The 18810-nt window shown below is 65.6% G+C and carries 18 protein-coding genes and 1 pseudogene; 9 read left to right on the plus strand and 10 right to left on the minus strand.

The features are described from left to right. Nucleotides 1–5: 5 nt before the first annotated feature. Nucleotides 6–866 (plus strand): polyphosphate kinase 2 family protein, encoded by an 861-nt coding sequence (locus BLU88_RS03250; protein ID WP_092009959.1) that lies wholly within the window; start codon nt 6–8, stop codon nt 864–866. 5 nt (nt 867–871) lie between these two features. Here BLU88_RS03250 and BLU88_RS03255 read toward each other — a convergent pair whose 3' ends face one another. Together BLU88_RS03255 and BLU88_RS03260 are read right to left on the minus strand one after the other, a co-directional pair. Next, nucleotides 872–1294 carry an OsmC family protein gene (locus tag BLU88_RS03255; protein WP_092009961.1) on the minus strand — a complete coding sequence of 141 codons (423 nt, stop codon included), beginning with the start codon at nt 1292–1294 and terminating at the stop codon, nt 872–874. A gap of 43 nt (nt 1295–1337) precedes the next feature. Next, entirely contained in the window at nt 1338–1907 is a 570-nt protein-coding gene (locus BLU88_RS03260; RefSeq protein ID WP_092009963.1) for a cysteine hydrolase family protein, read from the minus strand. Between the two features lie 235 nt (nt 1908–2142). Here BLU88_RS03260 and BLU88_RS03265 point away from each other — a divergent pair. Both BLU88_RS03265 and BLU88_RS03270 read left to right on the plus strand, forming a co-directional pair. Beyond that, nucleotides 2143–3317: pseudogene (locus BLU88_RS03265) on the plus strand (MFS transporter). Nucleotides 3318–3384: 67 nt separating this feature from the next. After that, nucleotides 3385–4137, plus strand: coding sequence for an MOSC domain-containing protein (locus BLU88_RS03270; RefSeq protein ID WP_231939564.1), 753 nt, complete (start codon nt 3385–3387; stop codon nt 4135–4137). A gap of 75 nt (nt 4138–4212) precedes the next feature. Here the strand turns inward: BLU88_RS03270 and kynU are convergent, their stop codons facing one another. Then, a complete protein-coding gene (kynU, locus tag BLU88_RS03275) occupies nt 4213–5616 on the minus strand; it encodes a kynureninase (RefSeq protein WP_231939565.1) in 1404 nt (467 codons plus the stop codon). A 125-nt stretch (nt 5617–5741) separates the two neighbouring features. Here kynU and BLU88_RS03280 point away from each other — a divergent pair, with 125 nt between their 5' ends. Further along, complete coding sequence (locus BLU88_RS03280; RefSeq protein ID WP_092009967.1) at nt 5742–6302, plus strand: OsmC family protein; 561 nt, start codon at nt 5742–5744, stop codon at nt 6300–6302. A gap of 192 nt (nt 6303–6494) precedes the next feature. After that, nucleotides 6495–6920 carry a VOC family protein gene (locus tag BLU88_RS03285; protein ID WP_092009969.1) on the plus strand — a complete coding sequence of 142 codons (426 nt, stop codon included), beginning with the start codon at nt 6495–6497 and terminating at the stop codon, nt 6918–6920. A 131-nt stretch (nt 6921–7051) separates the two neighbouring features. On the opposite strand, the gene recQ is transcribed toward BLU88_RS03285, so the two are convergent. Together recQ and BLU88_RS03295 are read right to left on the minus strand one after the other, a co-directional pair. After that, the gene (recQ, locus tag BLU88_RS03290) at nt 7052–8887 is read right to left on the minus strand and encodes a DNA helicase RecQ (protein WP_092017117.1); all 1836 of its coding nucleotides are present in this window, start codon (nt 8885–8887) and stop codon (nt 7052–7054) included. A 108-nt stretch (nt 8888–8995) separates the two neighbouring features. Beyond that, the gene (locus BLU88_RS03295) at nt 8996–10207 is read right to left on the minus strand and encodes an MFS transporter (RefSeq protein WP_197678182.1); all 1212 of its coding nucleotides are present in this window, start codon (nt 10205–10207) and stop codon (nt 8996–8998) included. A gap of 214 nt (nt 10208–10421) precedes the next feature. Here BLU88_RS03295 and BLU88_RS03300 point away from each other — a divergent pair, with 214 nt between their 5' ends. Continuing rightward, nucleotides 10422–10877 carry a Rieske (2Fe-2S) protein gene (locus BLU88_RS03300; protein ID WP_092009971.1) on the plus strand — a complete coding sequence of 152 codons (456 nt, stop codon included), beginning with the start codon at nt 10422–10424 and terminating at the stop codon, nt 10875–10877. 3 nt (nt 10878–10880) lie between these two features. Here the strand turns inward: BLU88_RS03300 and BLU88_RS03305 are convergent, their stop codons facing one another. The 4 genes from BLU88_RS03305 to BLU88_RS18500 all read right to left on the minus strand — a co-directional run bounded on the left by BLU88_RS03305 (nt 10881) and on the right by BLU88_RS18500 (nt 13092). Beyond that, complete coding sequence (locus BLU88_RS03305; RefSeq protein WP_092009973.1) at nt 10881–11255, minus strand: hypothetical protein; 375 nt, start codon at nt 11253–11255, stop codon at nt 10881–10883. After that, complete coding sequence (locus tag BLU88_RS03310) at nt 11252–12376, minus strand: serine hydrolase domain-containing protein (RefSeq protein WP_092009975.1); 1125 nt, start codon at nt 12374–12376, stop codon at nt 11252–11254. The genes BLU88_RS03305 and BLU88_RS03310 overlap by 4 nt, the downstream gene beginning before the upstream one ends. An 87-nt stretch (nt 12377–12463) precedes the next feature. Further along, complete coding sequence (locus tag BLU88_RS18495; RefSeq protein ID WP_231939566.1) at nt 12464–12757, minus strand: ArsR/SmtB family transcription factor; 294 nt, start codon at nt 12755–12757, stop codon at nt 12464–12466. Next, nucleotides 12748–13092 carry a hypothetical protein gene (locus tag BLU88_RS18500; protein WP_231939567.1) on the minus strand — a complete coding sequence of 115 codons (345 nt, stop codon included), beginning with the start codon at nt 13090–13092 and terminating at the stop codon, nt 12748–12750. Before BLU88_RS18500 ends, BLU88_RS18495 begins: the two co-directional genes overlap by 10 nt. Before the next feature lie 128 nt (nt 13093–13220). Between BLU88_RS18500 and BLU88_RS03320 the strand changes: the two genes are divergently transcribed. The 3 genes from BLU88_RS03320 to BLU88_RS03330 all read left to right on the plus strand — a co-directional run bounded on the left by BLU88_RS03320 (nt 13221) and on the right by BLU88_RS03330 (nt 18128). Next, nucleotides 13221–14069, plus strand: a complete 849-nt coding sequence (locus BLU88_RS03320; protein ID WP_197678183.1) for an HdeD family acid-resistance protein — start codon at nt 13221–13223, stop codon at nt 14067–14069. 35 nt (nt 14070–14104) lie between these two features. Continuing rightward, nucleotides 14105–16750, plus strand: coding sequence for a trehalose-phosphatase (gene otsB / locus BLU88_RS03325; RefSeq protein ID WP_092009977.1), 2646 nt, complete (start codon nt 14105–14107; stop codon nt 16748–16750). A 481-nt stretch (nt 16751–17231) separates the two neighbouring features. Next, nucleotides 17232–18128 carry a hypothetical protein gene (locus BLU88_RS03330; protein WP_157688951.1) on the plus strand — a complete coding sequence of 299 codons (897 nt, stop codon included), beginning with the start codon at nt 17232–17234 and terminating at the stop codon, nt 18126–18128. A 94-nt stretch (nt 18129–18222) separates the two neighbouring features. On the opposite strand, the gene BLU88_RS03335 is transcribed toward BLU88_RS03330, so the two are convergent. Continuing rightward, complete coding sequence (locus BLU88_RS03335) at nt 18223–18675, minus strand: MaoC family dehydratase (RefSeq protein WP_092009981.1); 453 nt, start codon at nt 18673–18675, stop codon at nt 18223–18225. Between the last annotated feature and the right edge of the window lie 135 nt (nt 18676–18810).

The raw sequence follows: 18810 nt of genomic DNA on the forward strand, positions 1-18810 counted from the left end.
AACGCATGAGTGAGCCGAGAAGCAACTGGACGACCGACCCTGCCCCACTTCTGAGCGTGGGAGAGGGATTCCGCCTCGGCGGGGTCGATCCCGATTCCACACCCGGCTACGACGGTGACAAGAAGAGCGGGAAGAGCGATCTGGCGGCGCTGTCCGCTGAACTGAGCGACCTGCAGGAACGACTCTTCGCCGCCCACCACGACGATGATTCCGGCCCTGCCGTCCTCCTCGTCCTCCAAGCCATGGACACCGCCGGCAAGGGCGGAATCGTCCGCCACGTCGTCGGAGCCGTCGATCCGCAGGGCGTTGAACTCGCCGCCTTCAAGAAGCCGACCGACGAGGAACTCGCCCACGATTTCCTCTGGCGCATCCGCCCGCGCGTGCCCGGACCCGGCATGATCGGTGTCTTCGATCGCTCCCACTACGAGGATGTGCTCATCGGCCGCGTCCGTGAACTCGCCGACGACTCCGAGCTCGACCGCCGCTACTCGGCCATCAACGACTTCGAAGCCGAACTGGTCGCGGCCGGAGTGCGGATCATCAAGGTCATGCTCCACATCTCTCCGGACGAGCAGAGAGAACGTCTGGCCGAACGCCTTGACCGACCCGACAAGTACTGGAAGTACAACCCCGGCGACGTCGACGAACGACTTCTGTGGCCGGACTATATGGACGCCTACCAAGCCGTCTTCGACCGCACCTCCACCGAGGCGGCACCCTGGTTCGTCGTGCCGGCGAACCGGAAATGGTACGCCAGGCTGGCCGTGCAGCGACTGCTGCTCGACACGTTGCGCGACATCGACCCACGGTGGCCGACCGCCGATTTCGACGTCGAGGTCGAGAAGAGGCGGCTCGCCGAGAGCTGAGATTCTCAGTCGCGGCGGATGCTGAAGTCGACCTTCGTGGGGTGTTCGACGGTGCGCGAGACCGTGCAGTACTTGTCGTGGGAGAGCCCGACGAGGCGTTCGACGCGGGCGTCGGCCTTCCGGCCCTCCTCATCGCCGGGGAATTCGAGGTCGAAGTCGAGGTGGACGTTGTCCACACGGGAGGCTCCGTCTTCGTCGATCTTGTCCGCGGTTGCCGAGACGTCGAACTTCGTCGGTTCGGTGTGACGGCTGGTCACGGTGTCGACGTCGATCGACGAACAGCCGGCGACCGCGGCCAAGAGCAGTTCGACGGGGGTCATGAGGCCTTCGCCGCGACCGAATTCGATGCTCGCTCCGCTCGGAGCGGTGGCGCGGTAGTGGTTTTCGGCGATTCGGGTCAGTTCGATGCTGCGGATGTCTTCACTCATGAGTCCATGATGTCAGACTCTTGAGCTGCCGGAGCGGCAGCGATCACGGTTTCGCGAAGTCGACCTCGCTCGATTCCTGCACCCGAGCCTGCCGGCCGGGACCGGATTCGAACTGCCAATACAGGTTCGTGTGGGAGACGACGTGCTCCGGCGGCGGGGCACCCCATTCGGTGAGATCCTCAGTGGTGTGGGCGTCGGTGACGAGGGTGACGTCGTAGCCGCGGGCGAATCCGCCGTGGATGGTCGAACGTACGCAGGCATCCGACTGGGCGCCTGTGACGACGAGATGACCGACGTCCTTTTCGGCGAGCACCTCCTCGAAGTCCGTGTCCTCGAAGGTATTGCCGTGGGTCTTCTCGATGATCGATTCGCCGTCGACGGGGGAGAGCGTGTCGACGATCTGCCATTGCGGGGAATCGATCGGCAGCTCACCGGAGCTGTGCCGAACCCAGACCACCTCGGTGCCGGTGCTGCGGGCACGGTCGACGAGATCGGAAATCGTGGAGATGACGGATTCGGAGTTCCAGCTGGCCTGCATCACGCCATTCTGGACGTCGATGACGATAAGGGCGGAGTTCGGGCGAGCGGACGACGGCGGCTGAGCTGTGGACATATGATCCTCCTTGATCGAGGATCATTGTCCTCGCCTCGATCCCAGCAGACAAGAGGTCGACGCCGGTCAGTTCCGCGGGTGTGAGAATGGGGGAGTGAGCGATGACCCCCAGAACTCCGGCGACGAGGCGGGCGCTGGCGGCGCAGGCGCTGGTGGAGCGTCCGGTCCGCGCCGTTTCAGCGTGCTGCGCAGTTGGAAGACCGCGCCCTACCTGATCGGGTCGGGCACGGCGATGATGGGCGACAACATCGAGCACGTCATCACCTACTGGGTGCTGTGGCAGAAGTTCGAATCCCCGGCGCTCGTCGGGTTCCAGCTCATCAGCCATTGGCTGCCGTTCCTGCTGTTGTCCGTCTATGCCGGATCCCTGGCCGAACGCTTCGACTGCCGCCGCCTCATCCAGATCGGGCAGATCATGTTCATGGTCGTGTCCCTGTGCTGGGGAATCCTCTTCCTCACCGACTCACTGCAGTTGTGGCAGGCCTGCGTGCTGCTCGTCATCCACGGCCTCGCCGGCTGTCTGTGGGGTCCGGCCGAGCAGATGATGCTCCATGACTTCGTCGATCGGAAGGAGCTGCCGAGCGCGGTCCGCCTCAATGCGACGTTCCGCAGCCTCGGCATTCTATTCGGCCCCGTCGTCGGTTCTGCACTGCTGCTCGGGTCGGCGCCACCTGGGGCATCTTCATCAACATCGTCTTCTATCTGCCGCTGACGATCTTCCTCATCCGCACCCCCTTCACCGGTCATCTGCGCAGCGGAGGAGTGCGCACCGCGCGGACGACCCTCGTGCAGTCGCTGCGGGTGCTCATCGACGTCCGCCACAATCGCGCGATCGTCGGCATGCTGCTGTTAGCCGCGCTCGCCTCGACGACGATCGGGGCGGTGCTGCAGACGGCCATGCCGGTGTTCGGTGACATCCTCAATCCGGTCGGCGGCGACAGCGACTTCACCTATGGCGTGCTGCTCTTCGCCATGGGTGCAGGCGGGGTGCTCGGCGGCTTCGGACTCGAGGCGACCGGGTGGATCAAGGCCGTCCCGGCCGCGGCGGCTCTGGCCGCCGCGGCGATGGGCCTCAGCGCACTGTTCTTCGCCCTGACCTCGCACCTGTGGGTGGCGGTCATCATGCTCGTCATCGCCGGAGTCTCGAAGATCACCGCCGAGTCGACGGAGATGGCGATCATCCAACTCGAAGCGCCGCCGGAGATCCGCGGCCGCGTCATCGGCTCCTATGCGACATTCGGGCCGGGGATGCAGACCTTCTCCGGAGTCACCGTGGGAGTGCTCGGCACGATCGCCACGATCCCCGGAGCTGTTATCATCGGCGGCACGGTTCTGGCCATCGGAGCTGTGGCCATCGGCACCTACGCCGTCACAGGAAGACACAACCCCCATGCCCCAATTGCTACCTGACGGGGGCGCAGCAACCTGGCGCCAGGTATCTGGGCCGCCGTCACCTGCTTCTGCGCGGGAATTCGGTGTGCCATCGCTCGGGTTCGCCCACGTCAAAGGCACACGACATGAGGCCCGACCGGGAGCAGCCGTCGACGCTCACGGTCCGGTCGGCGATCGTGTGTTCTGCTTCATCGATGTCGAGCGACGGCAGGTGCTCAAGACCGTGCAGAATCCTCGGCTCATCAGCATGACCACCTCACTCGTCGACGGAACGCTGACGATCACCCTGCCCGACGGGCGCTCTGCATCTGGGGTGCCAGTCGGCTCGGGTGAGAGTCTGACCTGCTATTACTGGAAGCGACCGGTCGACCTCGAACTCACTGACGGTCCGCATTCGGCGCTCGCCTCCGCGTGGCTGGGAAAGCCGGTTCGGCTGGCCCGCGCACGTCGTGGAGACGTGATCTACGGTGCTGGTCTGTCGATAGTCACGACCGCTTCGATGAGGGAACTCGCCGATCGGTCGGGTCACCATGAGCTGCTTGATGAGGCCGCCCGCTTTCGTGCCACCCTCGTCCTCGACACGGACGAACCCTTCATCGAAGAGACCTGGCGAGGCCGGGATGTGACGGTGAACGTGCCGGACGCCGGCGCGCTGCGTGTGCGGATCGGGGATCCGATTGCGAGGTGTGCTGTCCTCGATCTCGACCCGATCACTGGGGAGCGGGGCAGCAATCTGCTCAAGACGCTTGTCGCCAGCCGCCCGCGAAATGAGGCGGGTGAACCGTACTTCGGAGTCAATGCCGAGGTCATCGAAACCTCGGCGGCTCCGGACACCTGAGCGGTCACGTCCCAACGCAGGTGACGGCGGACCGGATACCTGGCGCCAGGTTGCTGCGCCGCTGTCGGGCAGCAGTTAGGTGACGGCGCCGCGGACCTTGTGCGCCGGGGTGTCCCAGAGGCGGTTGTCGAGGATATGGCGCAGGGCCTCGACGGTGTCCCAGACATCGGCGAAACCGATGTAGAGCGGGGTCAGTCCGAACCGCAGCACCTCCGGCTCACGGTAGTCGCCGATGACGCCGCGGCCGATGAGCGCACTCATCACCGCGAATCCCTCAGGGTGGGTGATCGAGACCTGCGAACCGCGCTGCGCGTGCTCGCGCGGGGTCACGACTTCGACGGGATGATGTGACAGGCGCGCATCGACGAGCTCGATGAACAGATCGGACAGAGCCAGCGACTTCTCACGGATCTGTTCCATGTCCACCCGCGAGTGGATGTCGAGGCCGAGCTCCGCCACTGACATCGACAGGATTCCCTGCGTTCCGGTGAGGTATCGGCGGATACCGTTGGCTGGCCGGTAGTCCGGGGCCATATCGAAGGGCTGCGCATGCGACCACCACCCCGACAGAGGTTGGCTGAATCGGTTCTGCAGCGCCTCGGCGACCCAGATGAATGCGGGAGAACCGGGACCGCCGTTGAGGAACTTGTACGTGCAGCCAATCGCCATGTCCGCACCGGTTCCGGCCAGATCGATGGGCAGAGCACCGGCCGAATGGCACAGGTCCCAGATGACCATGGCTCCGCCGGAATGGATCGCCGAGGTGGTCGTGCCCATATCGAAGAGCCGACCCGTCCGGTAGTTCACATGGGTGAGGACGACGAGGGCCACCTCGTCTGTCATCGTGGTCGGGAACCCTGCGGTGACTTCCTCATCGTCGACGAGGCGGACTTCGTATCCGTCACCGAGCTGCTCGGCCAATCCTTCGAGCATGTAGATATCGGAGGGAAAGTTCTCCCGCTGGGTGAGGATGACCCGTCGGTTCGGGGAGTCCTCGGCCTGCCTCTTCAGCGCGGCCGAGGCGGCCTTGAACAGATTGATCGACGTTGTGTCCGTGACGACGGTCGACCCGGCCCCGCCGCCGACGAGTCCGGCGACCTTCTCACCCAATTCCGCTGGCAGATCCCACCAGTCGGCGGTGTTCCATGACCCGATGAGGCCGGTGCCCCATTCGTCGGTGATGACTTCCTGGGCGCGCTCTGCGGCTCCCTTTGTGCGGGGGCCGAGAGAGTTCCCGTCGAGGTAGATCGTGCCTTCCGGGAGCAGGAACTCTTCGCGGCAATCACGCAGAGGATCGTTCGCATCGCGTTGTTCGCAGTCTGTGCGGGTGATTGACCTCGGGGAGCCAGTTGAGTTCGCCGAGGTGGCTGTTCGGTCAGAGGTCGTCATCGTCGCCTTCCGCGTGGTGAGGGAACCGGTGGGTTCGTCTGCCTTCCAGGCTACCGTGCGTCGGCTGATGACGAATTGTGTTCTGCTCATGACGCCAGACGACGGCAGCCGACGGTGGGGAGGACGCCGCCAGGCGATCGTTTCTAGTCTGAGATCAGCACCGACCCGCACGATCTCGACCACACGCTCGACCATTCGATCAGGAGACCACCCTCATGACTGCAGCCACCACCGAGTTCGACACGACCATCGCCATCAGCGACGAAGAACGCGCAACGCGACTGACCACGGCCGGAGAGGCATGGAGCGAACGACTGGCCGCCTCGGAGAAGAACGGGCAGCTGACGTTCTCGGCCTCGGGTACCGCCCGCGGTTCGGTATCCTCGGTCATCACCGCCGGCCGCCACACCTTCACTGTCGACGAACCGACCCCACTGGCCGGGGACGACGCCGCCCCGAATCCCGTCGAGTACGCCCTCGGCGCATTGATCTCCTGCCAGGTCGTCGTCTACCGCCTCTACGCCCAGAACCTCGGACTGACCATCGACGAACTCGATGTCAGCGCTGAAGGCGACCTGGATGTGCGGGGACTCTTCGGCGCCGATGAGACCGTGCGCCCCGGATTCTCGTCCGTGCGCGTGAGCGTCAACATCGCCGGACCCGACAGCAACGAGGACTACCAGAATCTGCAGGAGACCGTGGACGCTCATTGCCCTGTCTTCGACATCTTCACCAACCCGACCTCGATCGACGTCACCGTCACGAAGACCAACTGACGTCCCAGGACTACCCGACGGCGGCTCAGCTACCTGGCGCCAGGTTGCACAGCCGCCGTCAGGTAGCAATGGGTGTTGACAGGGGGTCTGGGCGCGGTAAGAATCGAATTCCCAGCGTCCAGCCATCCGGCTGTCGTGGACCGTCCGGTGTCGCGTCTCCCGATCCGTCGCCGTCACTGCAAGGGAGCAGTCATGACCCAGATATTCGTCAACCTTCCGACCACCGACCTCGATCGTGCCAAGACCTTCTACCAAGCCATCGGCGCCGAGGTGGTGCCCGAGTTCACTGATGACAATGCGTCGTGCATCAAATGGACCGATGACATCTTCTTCATGATCCTCACCAGGGGCTACCTCGCGACCTTCACGGACAAGCCGATCGTCGACCCGCACACCGCGGCTCAGGCGCTGACTGCGATGAGCCGTGAATCCCGCGACGAGGTCGATGCGATGCGCGCCTCGATCCTCGACGCCGGGGGTGGGGAGAACAAAGAACCGCAGGATCTCGGGTTCATGTACGGCATCAGCATGACCGACCTCGACGGAAACATCCTCGAGTTCATGTGGATGGACCCGGCGGCAGCCGAACAAGGGCCCGAGGCCTTCGAACAGAACTGAGCCTGATCAGCCCGAAGCCGCTCCGGGGCCAGACGGGACGCCGAACTACGTGACGGCGGCCCAGCAACCTGGCGCGAGGTTGCTGGGCCGCCGTAGGGTAGCAAATGGGGAGGTTGAGGGGCCGAAGCGGTCTAGCCTGCGTGCGCGGCGAGCACCTCGAGCACAGCATCCCCGTAGCGGTCGAGCTTCTTCAGGCCCACACCGCTGACCTGGCCGAGTTTGCTGATCGTCGTCGGCTTGACCTCGACGATGCCATAGAGTGTGGCATCGGGGAACACGACGTAGGCGGGCACGCCCTGCTCCTTCGCCTGCTCTCCTCGCCAGGCGCGCAGCGCCTCGAACAGGGAGGCATCGGCGGGGTCGAGTTCGATTTCAGGGCCGCCTCGGCGACTTGATCCGGCCTTTTTGCCTCCGGCTTTCTTCACCGGGTCGACGCGCAGTGAGATCTCCTCTTCTCCGCGCAGCACGGGGCCGGCGTTCTCACCGACCACAAGCACACCGTAATCACCATGGGATTCGAGGAGGCCGCGAGCGAGCACCTGCCGGATGACGGTCTTCCACTGGCTCTCGGACAGGTCGTCGCCGACGCCCCAGACGCTCAAGCTCTCATGGTCCGAGGCCCGGGACCGGTCATTGTCATTGCCGCGCAGCACATCGATGACTTGGCCCGAACCGAAACGCTGCCCGCGTTCTCGGTCGAGGCGGATGACTGCCGACAGCAGCTTCTGCACGGCCACGGTCGCGTCCCAGGTCACCGGGGGTGTCATGCAGGTGTCGCAGTTGCCGCACGGTGCGGATTCCTCATCGAAGTACCGCAGCAGCTGCACACGTCGGCAGTCGACGGTCTCGCAGAGGGCGAGCATCGAGTCGAGGTGGCTCATCTGGCGGCGCTTGAACACCTGGTCGCCTTCGCCGGATTCGATGAGCCGGCGTTGGGAGACGACATCGCCGAGGCCGTAGACCATCCACGCGTCTGCGGGCAGTCCGTCACGGCCGGCGCGACCGGTCTCCTGATAGTAGCCCTCGACCGAGCGGGGCAGATCGAGGTGGGCGACGAAGCGGACATCGGGTTTGTCGATGCCCATGCCGAAGGCGATGGTGGCGACCATGACGATGCCGTCCTCCCGGAGGAACCTCGCCTGATTCTCCGCCCGCACCTCGGAGGGCAGCCCTGCGTGGTACGGCAGGGCCGTGAGGCCGCGGGCGACGAGTGCTTCGGCCAGCTGATCCACCCCGCGCCGGGACAGACAGTAGACGATGCCCGAATCCCCGGGGTGTTCGGTGGTGATGAAGTTCAGCAGCTGCGACCTGGCCGACGCCTTCGGTTCGATCCGGTAGGTGATGTTGGGGCGGTCGAAGCTTGCGACGAAGTGCTCGGCATTTTGGAGGTGGAGGCGCTCGGTGAGTTCGGCGTGAGTGGCCGGAGTGGCCGTGGCCGTCAGGGCGATGCGCGGGACATCGGGGAATCGTTCGGCCAGCACGCCGAGCCCCAGATAGTCGCTGCGGAAGTCATGGCCCCATTGGGACACGCAGTGGGCTTCGTCGATGGCGAACAGGGAGATCTGTGCCTGCTCGAGCAGCCGCATCGTCCGCGGCAGGACGAGACGCTCGGGCGCGAGGTAGAGCAGGTCGATCTCTCCGGCGAGCAGCTGCTGTTCGACCTGCTGGGCAGTCTCGAAGTCGAGGGACGAGTTGAGATAGGCGGCCCGCACTCCGAGGTTCTCCAGTGCCGCGACCTGATCGGCCATGAGTGCGATAAGCGGGGAGATGACCACCCCGGCACCGGGCCTGACCAGGGCCGGGATCTGATAGCACAGGGATTTGCCGCCGCCGGTGGGCATGAGCACGACCGCATCCCCACCGCCGACAACCTGGTCGACGATGGCCGCCTGCTGACCCCGGAACTCCTCATAGCCGAAGACATCGTGGAGGACATCGAGGGCGGAGGCCGTGGCTGCGGAGGTCATGAGACCCACCCTAGTTCACCTCACTGACTCGAATCTCAGCACCGTGCGACCGCGGGACCGACTGCCGCACCGACTGCGGGCACGACCGTCCGAACCAACCCGACAGCCCTACCGCGCCGCGAACCTCCGGGCACCGACCAGCCCGGCCACGCACACCACAGCCACAGCGACGGCGAAGATCATGGTCGCGTTCGCCAGTCCCACCGTGGCGGCGAGGAATCCGGCACCGATCGCCGGCACCGACATGAACACATAGGCGAGGATGAAGTATGAGGTGGTCGCCTCGGTGCGGTGCTCGGGCGCGGTCACCGCGGTGATCGCGCGCATCCCGGTCATGAACACGAGCCCCTGCCCGGCCCCTGCCAACGCTGCGGAGACGATGAGCACCGGCAGCGATCCCGCTATGAGTGCGAAGACGAGTGCACCCATGCTCACGATCATGGTCACGGTCCCGCCGACGATGAGCAGGCGGTCGCTGAACCCGCGCAGCAGCACCTGCGCAGTCGCCGAGGCGCCGAAGAGGAGGAACACGACGGTGCCGGTGACCGCGGTCGACGTCACGTGCAGGGTCTGACCGATGAAGCTCGGCGCGATCGCCGAATACAGCCCGCACACCGCGAAGCCGGTGATCGCCCCAGGTGAGGCGGCCAGGAACATGCGCTTCGCCGAGGCGGGAATCCCCGGCAGCTGCAACTGCACAGCCGTCGCCCCGCCCCGCATTCGGTCCCGCACGAAGATGAGCGCCAAGCCGGCGATGACGAGCATGAGCGCGTTGACGAGAAACGGTGTGAGCAGGGGAGCGGGAGCGAAGCGAGCGAGCAGTCCGGAGGACAGGATCCCGAGTCCCAGCCCGCCCATATTCGCCGCCGTCGCCAAGGACCCGGCGAGCCGTTCGCGACCGGCCGGGGCGTTCTCGAGCACGGTGACGGTGGCCGTGGACGTGAAGATCCCCGCGGCCAGCCCGGACAGGACCCGGCCGGCCAACAGCAGGCCGATGTGGGAGCCGATGAGGAAGAGCACCGCCGATGCGATCGAGAAGACCACCCCGAGGCTGAGCACCGGCCGACGCCCCAGCCAGTCAGAGAGGCGACCGAAGACGACGAGCGCGCCGATGACCCCGACCGCGTAGATCGCGAAGAGCTGAGTGGTGAATGCGGTGCCGAACCCGAACCGCTCCTCATAGAGCGGATAGAGGGGCGTGGGCAGGGTGGTGCCCATCATGACGACGGCGAACACGTACACCGAGGCGGCCAGACCCCATCCCGTCGCGACCCGCGGTTCCGGGCGCCGCCGGTGTGCTGCCGCCGTTTCGTCGGCCACTGCCGCACCCCTTTCTCTGTCCGCAATCGTCCCTCGCCGAGGCGGTCCACCGTATCCGTTGACCCGATTGTCCGAGGACAGGTCCGGTGCCACTTGATCCTGACAGGTGCCTGCAGGCGGTGAACCGACTGCGATTGTACGCTGGAACTGAAAAGTCCATGCCTGCGTGAGCACATGGCGGATTGTGCGCACCCGCGAGAAGGAGCAGATTCCGATGACGGCCCAGAACAGCCCCGCCGAAGCCGACCCGAACGCACCGGCGGAGCCGACCCGGCGCCGTGTGATGAAGACGGCGGGCGTGGCCGGAACGGTGGCGGTCATCGGCGGCTCCGTGGCGGCCACCTCGGCGTGTTCGTCCGAGGATGAGGCGGAGCCGACGAAGGACTCGAGCCTGCCGACCTCCGACGTTCCCGTCGGTTCCGGCACCGTCATCGAGGACACCTACGTGATCACTCAGCCGAAGGAAGGCCAGTTCTTCGCGTTCTCATCGGTGTGCACCCACCAGGGCTGCCAGGTCACTCGTATCACCGAGGAAGCCATCATCTGCCCGTGCCATTCCTCGAACTTCTCGGTCACGACCGGAGAGGTGATGTCCGGTCCGGCCGAGGAACCGCTGCCGAAGTACGAGGTTACCGAAAGCGGCGGCACACTGACCGTCAAGGGCAAGTAGAGCTCAGAGAAAGAATCCGGGCAGGACCAGGGTTCCGGCACACAGCAGTGCGAGCAGGGCGGAGAAGCCGAGCCCGCTCGCCTCGTTCCGGCGCGCCTTCGCATCGTCCGAACGCCACGGCAGATCCGGCCACACGAGTGCGGTACGAAAGACGGAGACGACGATGACGAGCATTCCGACCAGCCAGACGTAGATGAACCAGGTCTCCCAGCCTCCGAACGGTGTGATGAGGCGGATGAGCAGCACGAACACGACCGCCGTGACCATCCCCGAGAGCAGTCCGATCCGGGACGTCGCGCGGGGCGCCCGCCACGCGGTGAACGCACCCCAGGCCACGAGGAGCGCCCCGAAGACAGTCGAGACGAGGTCCGGACTCATGAGCGTTCTCCCTCCATCGAGCGGGCGTCCGTGGATGCGGCACCGATGAGCGCCGCGGCCGCATCGACGTCGTTGGCGGAGTCGTTGAGCACAATGACGCCGTCTCCGGACTTCGGGTCGAAGCCGAGATACGACCGATAGCCGCCGGTGCCGCCGTTGTGCCAGGTGATGGTCGAGCCGTCGTGCGTCGTCGTGAACCACGCCCAGCCGATGCGGTCGTCTTCGAAGTCGGTTCGAGGTTCGGCCGCCTCGGCGCCCGGCGCGGTTCCGTCGCTCACGGCTCGCAGCCAGATCGTCAGGTCATGCGTCGTGGACCGGATCGCCCCGGCTGGCGCGGATCCGCCGAGAGTCCACGGTGCGGCAGGCAGCCCCGATGCCGTGAACCCGTGGGACAGTCCGTCCACGGACTCCGGGACGAACGTCTCCTTCATTCCCAGGGGTTCGGTGAGGCGGTCGCGGACGAGATCGGAATAGTCCCGGTCGGCCGCCTCGGCGAGGGCTTGGCCGAGAACAGCGAACCCGTAGTTCGAGTACTCGGGTTCGGGATCGCCGACCTCCACTTTGCTGAGGCTGGCCACGATGGCGGCGGCATCACCGCGGTACGGGTCGGTGTGGAGGTAGTTCGACAGGACGCTCATCACCCCGTCGCTGAAGCTCGGGGCGGGTTCCTGGGCTGGCAGCCCCGACCGCTGCATCGCAATCGACTGGAGCGTCACCTCGGCGACCTTTCCCTCCAGCTCCGGCCATACCTCGCCGAGGCGGGTGTCCGCTTTCACCTCGCCCCGGTCGATCGCATCGGCGAAGAGAGCGGCCGTGAAGGTCTTCGTGATCGAGCCGATCTCGAACTCGGTGTGTTCATCGGCTCCGGTGCCCGCGAAGGTCACCTCGTCGCCATCGATGCGGGCCGCGGCCACATGCTGCCAATGCTGGCTGCCGAGTGCGTCCTCGAGTTCGGTCATGAGCTCGGCATCTCCCGTCGGCGCACCTTGGAATCCGCGCGGCCACGGGGTGATCGCCGCGAGCACGGCGGCCGTGACGGTTGCCGCGATCACGGCGATCAACATTCGCCGAGGCGGCCTTCCCGCAGCCACAGATGTGCGGTGATTGTCGAAGGTGGTCATCGTTCCTCCTGGTCAGCAGGGGCGGAATGGGTGGTGGTCGGAGCCAGGTTGCGCGGTGTGCGAGTGGCACACGGGCGAGAGGTTCTGTCAGTGTGTGCCGATGAGGACGAGGGTGAGCAGCGGAACTACTCGCTGAGCAGGCACGCGCCAATGTCCGCGGCGGGCACTCTCTAACCAGCCGGCCCCGACGAGGGCGTGCACATGGTGATAGATCTGGCCGGACGTGCCGAACCGCTCATCCTTGCCCAGCTCGGCCACGGTGCTCGTGCCCTCGTAGATCGCCTGGAGCAGCTGCAGGCGGACCGGGTGGCCGAGAGCTGCCAAGGATCCGGCCGCCTCGGCGAAATCGATCTGCGCCAGCCCCGCGCTGCTCAGACCCATCTGCCACGCCACGGGACCGCTGCCGCCCGGGGGGTCGTGTACCCGGTATAGGTCACTCCGCCCTCCTCGCCGAGGTGGTCGACGAGTCCGTGCAGCGCCCAGAACGTCTCCGCGTCGCCCGGCAGGGCTGTGTTCCGGGCGTCGGGTGGGACTGACGATTCCGGGGTACCGGATGGCGCCGGTGATTCCGCGCTGATCGATGACGTTCTGTCCGCCTTCTGCTGCGCCGCGCCAGGCTCCTGCGATGCGGAGGATTCTGCGGCCGCAGTCTCGAGTTCGGCAACTCGCTGTTCGAGAGCGGAGAGTCGATCTTCTGCCGAGGGTGTCGATTCCATATCTCGATAATACAGAAAATACGTAATTACGTAAATATATGAAATGCAAAGTGGCGCCACCCGCTCACCCGTCCCTGAGCCGACGCTGACCGGACAGACTCAGGCGGGCGACCTAGACTGGTGCCGTGATGAGTACCGAAGATCCGCGCACCGAATCCACAGCCCCGCGTAACGAAGCCGCCCCGCAGGCCATTGCCGCAGCGAGTCGACTCGGCTGGCCCATGGTCGTACGCGGAATCCTCGGCGTCGTCTTCGGCATCGTCACCGTCTTCTGGCCCCGCGATTCGAGCAACCCTCTGCAGCTGAGCCTGCCGACCGAGGTCGTCGACCACCTCGCCATCGCCTACCTCATCCTCTTCGCCGTGGCCCTGGTCTTCCAGGCCGTGCGCTCGCCGTTGAACGTGCGCACCGCGATCTTCGGACAGGCAGTCATCGCGATCCCGGCCATCGTCTTCCTCTTCCTCGCCGACCAGCCCGCCGAACTGCGCGCGGCCCTGAGCATCTGGGCCCTGCTGCACGGCGCTCTCGAATTCTGGGCCTACCGACAGCTGCGCTCCCAGCCCATGGCCTCGGACTTCCTCATCGCCTCCGGAGTCCACGTCCTGCTCGGCATCATCCTCGTCTTCGGTGACGGCATGGAGGCGCTGTCGATCCTCGGCTTCACCGGTGCCGCGACCCTCATCGCCGGCGTGATCTTCATCATCGGCGGCTACTCCCGCCTGAGCAAGGGCCGCCAACTGGCGAAGCTCGGTGCCCTGCCCGAGCAGATCGACACCCCCGTCGAGGCGGCCGACCCCGCCGAAGCCGTCGATCGTTCCGATGCCGCCGGCTCCAGCGACTCTGACACAGAAGCGGCCGATGCCGACTCGGTCGAAACGGCCGAGGCCGCTGCCGATTCCGATCGCGCTGCCGACGCCGATGATTCCGAGGATCCCGGCGATCCGGACAGTGATACCCCAGTGAAGAAAGAGCCGTGACCGGCATCTGAGCCAACCGAGACATCAGAGGTGAGATGAGCACTGTCGAGCACGAGAGCGCAACCGAATCCCGATTGGCCACCATCGCCGCCTCGGTGAGGTCCTCCGAGCTGTTGGGTGATCTGGCCGAAGCCAGCCGAGCCCTCGACCCCGATCTCTTCCGGCGTCTCTTCGAACTTTCCCGTTCCCCTTCGCTGCTGGTGGCGACCGACTACGACGGGACGATCGCCCCCATCGTCGACGTCCCCAGCCAAGCCTTTCCCTTGGAGAGCTCGGTCGACTCACTGCGCGCGCTCGCCTTGCTGCCGTCCACCTCGGCGGGGGTGATCTCCGGTCGCAGCCTGCGCGACCTCGCGGCGATGTCGCGCCTGCCCCGGGAGGTCCACCTCTTCGGGTCCCACGGCGGTGAGACTGACACATTCACCATCGACACCCTCACCGAAACACAGCGGGCGGTCCTCGCAGATTTCCGAGCCGACCTCACCCGCACCCTGCCGCGCGATGCAATTGAGCACAAGACCACGGGCGCGGCTGTGCACCTGCGCGGATTCGACGAGACCGACCGGAGCGAGATCGAAGCCGCCGTCGAGAAGCTCGCCGCCGCCCACCCGATCCACCCCACTCGCGGCAAACAGGTCATCGACCTTTCCGTCGTGCCTTCTTCGAAAGCCGACGCGCTCACCCGACTGCGCAGCCAGACCGGAGCGGAAGCTGTCGTCTTCATCGGCGACGACACCGCCGACGAGTTCGCGCTCGAGACGCTCGGCGCCGATGACCTCGGACTCAAGGTCGGTGCCGAAGCCGCGCCCACGCACGCCGACTTCCGACTGGACTCACCTGCCGAGGTCTCCACCGTCCTCAGTGCCCTGTTCGAACTGCGCAAATCCTGGCTCTTCGGCCGCCGCGCCACCCCGATTCAGCGGCACAGCCTCATCGGCAACGGACAGTCGACTGCGCTCATCGACCCCGCCGGCAGCATCTGTTGGATGCCTCACCCGCTGCCGCACTCGGCGTCGATGTTCTCCGAGGTCCTGGGCTCCGAGGCGGCCGGATTCTTCGCCGTCGCCTCCGACAACGGTGCCGCACCGCTGACACAGCGCTACCTCGGGAACTCGACCTTGCTCGAGACCCGGTGGGCCGGGCTGAGCTGCGTCGACTACCTCGCTCCTGTCGACGGACACAGCGACGACACAATCGTCGTCCGCGTGCTCACTGGCGACGCCCCGACCCGTATTCGCTTCGCCCCCAGACTCGACTACGCCACGGTTCCCACCCGCATGACCAGGACCGATGACGGAGTGGCGGTGCTCGGCACCGCGGAGCCGATCGAACTCCACGCCCCCGGAATCGATTTCGACATCGTCGAGAACGGCGACTCCCACACCGCCGAGGCGACCGTCGTTCCCTCGCAGGCGCCCGGCGGATCCGTCGTCCTCGTCCTTGCCTGCGGATCAGGCACGGGCGACGCCGGATATATGGCCACCGGCGGAGAGCATCATGTGCGCGAACGCGCCCTGAACTTCTGGACGAACTGGGTCGACTCGCTCACTCTGCCCGGTCACCACCGCGAAGAGGTCATCCGCTCCGCGATCACCCTGCGCGCCCTGTGCCACGAGCCCACCGGCGGAGTCCTCGCCGCCCCCACAACCTCCCTGCCCGAGGGCATCGGCGGCGTCCGCAACTGGGACTACCGGTACACGTGGCTGCGCGACGGATCGATGACCGTTCGCGCACTGCTCGCCCTCGGGTCCACCGGCGAGGCCGAAGGATTCCTCACCTGGCTTTCGGGCATCCTCGAGCGCACGGTCTCTCCCGAGCAGCTCCACCCGCTCTACGCCGTCGACGGTTCGGCACTGACCACCGAGGCGGTGCTCAACCACCTGCCCGGATACGCCGGATCACGGCCGGTGCGGGTGGGCAACGCCGCTGAACATCAGGTCCAACTGGACGTGTTCGGCCCGGTCACGGAGCTCCTCGATGAACTCAGCGACCACCTCGGCGAGCTGCCCGAGGATTATTGGACGCTCACCTGTCAGATGGTCGAGGCCGTGGGCAAACGCTGGTTCGAGGCTGATCACGGGATCTGGGAGGCCAGGCGCGCCCCGAAGCACAACGTGTACACGCGGGTGATGTGCTGGGTCACGGTCGATCGGGCGCTGCGGATCGCGGATCGGTTTGATCGGGAGCCGCCCGGTGCGTGGCGGCAGCTGCGTGAGGAGATCGCCCACGACGTCCTCACCCACGGCTTTAACGAGGAGGTCGGGGCATTCACCGTCGCCTACGGAGAGACGGACCTTGATGCGGCGGCGCTGTTCGTCGGGCTCTCGGGGCTGCTCGAGGTCGACGATCCGCGATTCGTGTCCACGGTCGACGCGATCGAGCGTGAGCTGCGGGTCGGTCCGACCGTCTTCCGCTACCGCTACGATGACGGGCTGCCCGGTCTCGAGGGTGGGTTCCACATCTGCACGACGTGGCTCATCGAAGCCTTCATCAAGGTCGGCCGCATTGACGACGCCTGGGACCTGTTCCGGCAGGTCGACGACCTGCTCGGGCCCACCGGACTGCTGTCCGAGGAGTACGACCCCGTCGCCGAGATGCACCTGGGCAACCACCCGCAGGCATACTCACACCTCGGCTACATCCGCGTCGCCCAGCAGCTCGACGCCCACCGCCCCAGCTGAGCGCAGAACCTGGTCGGGCGAGGCACTTGGCGCGCGGCGGCTGTGGACTCACCTGCTCGCGCTGCCCTGTTGATAGTGGCAAAATGTCCGAAATTCCTGGCGGATTCAGACTTTTCGCCACACTCATCTTCTGCCGGAGCGGGGATTGGTGAGACTTTTCAGGCCCTGAGCCGGCACCGGACGTAGAAATCCGCGGCGAGAAGTGGGTCGGTCACGCTTTCCGTAGGCCATTCGGCCACCGCTCTCCACTCGTGCGCTGGTGCCTGTGGACGCATATCCGCTGTCCACAGGCACTTCTTCTGCACTGGCCGCGAGGCAGCCCGAACAGGCACGATCATTCGTCATGGACTCAGGACGACTGCAGAAGACAGCGGCCACGTCCGGACTGGTATCGGGACGGGCACCGACGGGTAGGGAACCTGCGCGGAAATGGCCCATCCTGCCCTGGACTGAGAAGCCGCGGATGCTGATGAAGGCGCCTGTGCCCTTCTCTCGTACCGAGGCGGCCGCGCGCGGGGTGACCCGTTACAAACTGCTGACCAGCTCACGGTATGTGCAGATCACACATGGAATGTGGATAGACACGGAACCCGAAACCGACATCATCGCCCCGATCTGGGCAGACGATGACTGGGCGCGGGACCAGGTCAGGCTCACTGCGGGCATCGGGGTCGATCCCAGATCAGTCGGATGCAATGTCACTGCAGCCCGTTTGTACGGGCTGCCGTTGCCGGGGTCGGCCGATAGGCGTCTGCACGTGGCGGTCGGCGAGGCGAATGCTTCCCGGCGACGGCGGGATGCGGTCCTGCACCGGTATGTCCGGCTACGGGCAGATGACTTCTTCGGCCTGCCGCTCATCTCAGTGCCCCAACTATTCGCGGAACTCGCCGGAGTGCTGACGACCGAGCAGCTGGTCGAGCTCGGTGACGCTGCTGTGGGCAGGTGGCATTGTGGCCCACTCACAACGATTGCTGAGATCCGCGCCGAACTGGCCGCTCGGTCGCGGCTGGTCGGACGACGGACTGCACAGAAAGCGATCGAATTGGTCCGTGAGGATGTGGACTCGCCCCCGGAGACGCGCCTTCGCCTGCAGTTGATCGCGGCCGGATTTCCCGAGCCGTCCGTGCATCCGGCCGTGTACTGCGGCCTGATCGATTCGGTGCTGCATCCGGACATGGGATACCCGGACATCCGATTCGCCATCGAGTACGAAGGCGATCATCATCGCAGTTCACCGGCGCAGTTCGCTGAAGACAATCGGCGAAACGCCGCGTTGGAGGCCGAAGGGTGGTTCGTTCTCAGAGTCTCGAAACGCTCGAACTGGGCGGACATCCGTCGAATCGTCGAACACCGCCTCCGCCGAGCGGGTCTGTTGTGAGTCGGGTCTCTTTGAATGTGGCGAAAAGTCCGAAACTACCGTGAATTTCAGACTTTTCGCCACTATCGACTCAATGTCGCCGGTAGTTGCACCCTCACTCTACGAGGAGGGTGACCACCTCAGCGACGCAGGCGGGGCGATCCTGTCCGTCGATCTCGATCGTGTGTTCGAGGATGACCTGAGTGCCCTTCTCGCCGCGGATGACGTCCTTGACGTTGATGATTCCGCGCAGTCGGGAGCCGACGAGGACGGGCTGGAGGAAGCGGACCTTGTTGAGTCCGTAGTTGACGCGGATCGACACGCCTTCGATGGTGAAGACCTCCGTGGAGAACTTCGGGATGAGGGAGAGGGTGAAGAACCCGTGGACGATCGTCGCACCGTAGGGGCCTTCGGCCGCGCGCGCTTCGTCGACGTGGATCCACTGGTGGTCGCCGGTGGCGTCGGCGAAGGTGTTGATGGCGTCCTGATCCATCGTCATCCACTCGGAGGAGCCGAGCCCCTGGCCGATGAGTGATTCGATCTCGTCGATGCCGTTGATTGTGCGCACGTGGTTCTCCTTTGATCCTGAATCAGATGCTGAGCGGACATTCGATTGATGTTCGCCGTTCTTGGCATCATACGTGTACGGCCGTGCGACGCCACCCCGCCGTCCGGACTGTGAGTCCCAAAATCCGAGTCCGTG

It is taken from the genome of Brevibacterium siliguriense, assembly GCF_900105315.1.
Taxonomy (GTDB): Bacteria; Actinomycetota; Actinomycetes; order Actinomycetales; family Brevibacteriaceae; genus Brevibacterium; species Brevibacterium siliguriense.

Bases quoted from the DNA above. Each gene is read 5' to 3' on its own strand.
- BLU88_RS03285 (WP_092009969.1), top strand. From the start codon at position 6,495: ATGACCCAGATATTCGTCAACCTTCCGACCACCGACCTCGATCGTGCC.
- BLU88_RS03280 (WP_092009967.1), top strand. From the start codon at position 5,742: ATGACTGCAGCCACCACCGAGTTCGACACGACCATCGCCATCAGCGAC.
- BLU88_RS03320 (WP_197678183.1), top strand. From the start codon at position 13,221: ATGAGTACCGAAGATCCGCGCACCGAATCCACAGCCCCGCGTAACGAA.
- recQ (WP_092017117.1), bottom strand. From the start codon at position 8,887: ATGACCTCCGCAGCCACGGCCTCCGCCCTCGATGTCCTCCACGATGTC.
- BLU88_RS18495 (WP_231939566.1), bottom strand. From the start codon at position 12,757: ATGGGTCTGAGCAGCGCGGGGCTGGCGCAGATCGATTTCGCCGAGGCG.
- BLU88_RS03300 (WP_092009971.1), top strand. From the start codon at position 10,422: ATGACGGCCCAGAACAGCCCCGCCGAAGCCGACCCGAACGCACCGGCG.
- BLU88_RS03310 (WP_092009975.1), bottom strand. From the start codon at position 12,376: ATGACCACCTTCGACAATCACCGCACATCTGTGGCTGCGGGAAGGCCG.
- BLU88_RS03255 (WP_092009961.1), bottom strand. From the start codon at position 1,294: ATGAGTGAAGACATCCGCAGCATCGAACTGACCCGAATCGCCGAAAAC.
- BLU88_RS03260 (WP_092009963.1), bottom strand. From the start codon at position 1,907: ATGTCCACAGCTCAGCCGCCGTCGTCCGCTCGCCCGAACTCCGCCCTT.
- BLU88_RS18500 (WP_231939567.1), bottom strand. From the start codon at position 13,092: ATGGAATCGACACCCTCGGCAGAAGATCGACTCTCCGCTCTCGAACAG.
- BLU88_RS03250 (WP_092009959.1), top strand. From the start codon at position 6: ATGAGTGAGCCGAGAAGCAACTGGACGACCGACCCTGCCCCACTTCTG.
- kynU (WP_231939565.1), bottom strand. From the start codon at position 5,616: ATGAGCAGAACACAATTCGTCATCAGCCGACGCACGGTAGCCTGGAAG.
- otsB (WP_092009977.1), top strand. From the start codon at position 14,105: ATGAGCACTGTCGAGCACGAGAGCGCAACCGAATCCCGATTGGCCACC.
- BLU88_RS03305 (WP_092009973.1), bottom strand. From the start codon at position 11,255: ATGAGTCCGGACCTCGTCTCGACTGTCTTCGGGGCGCTCCTCGTGGCC.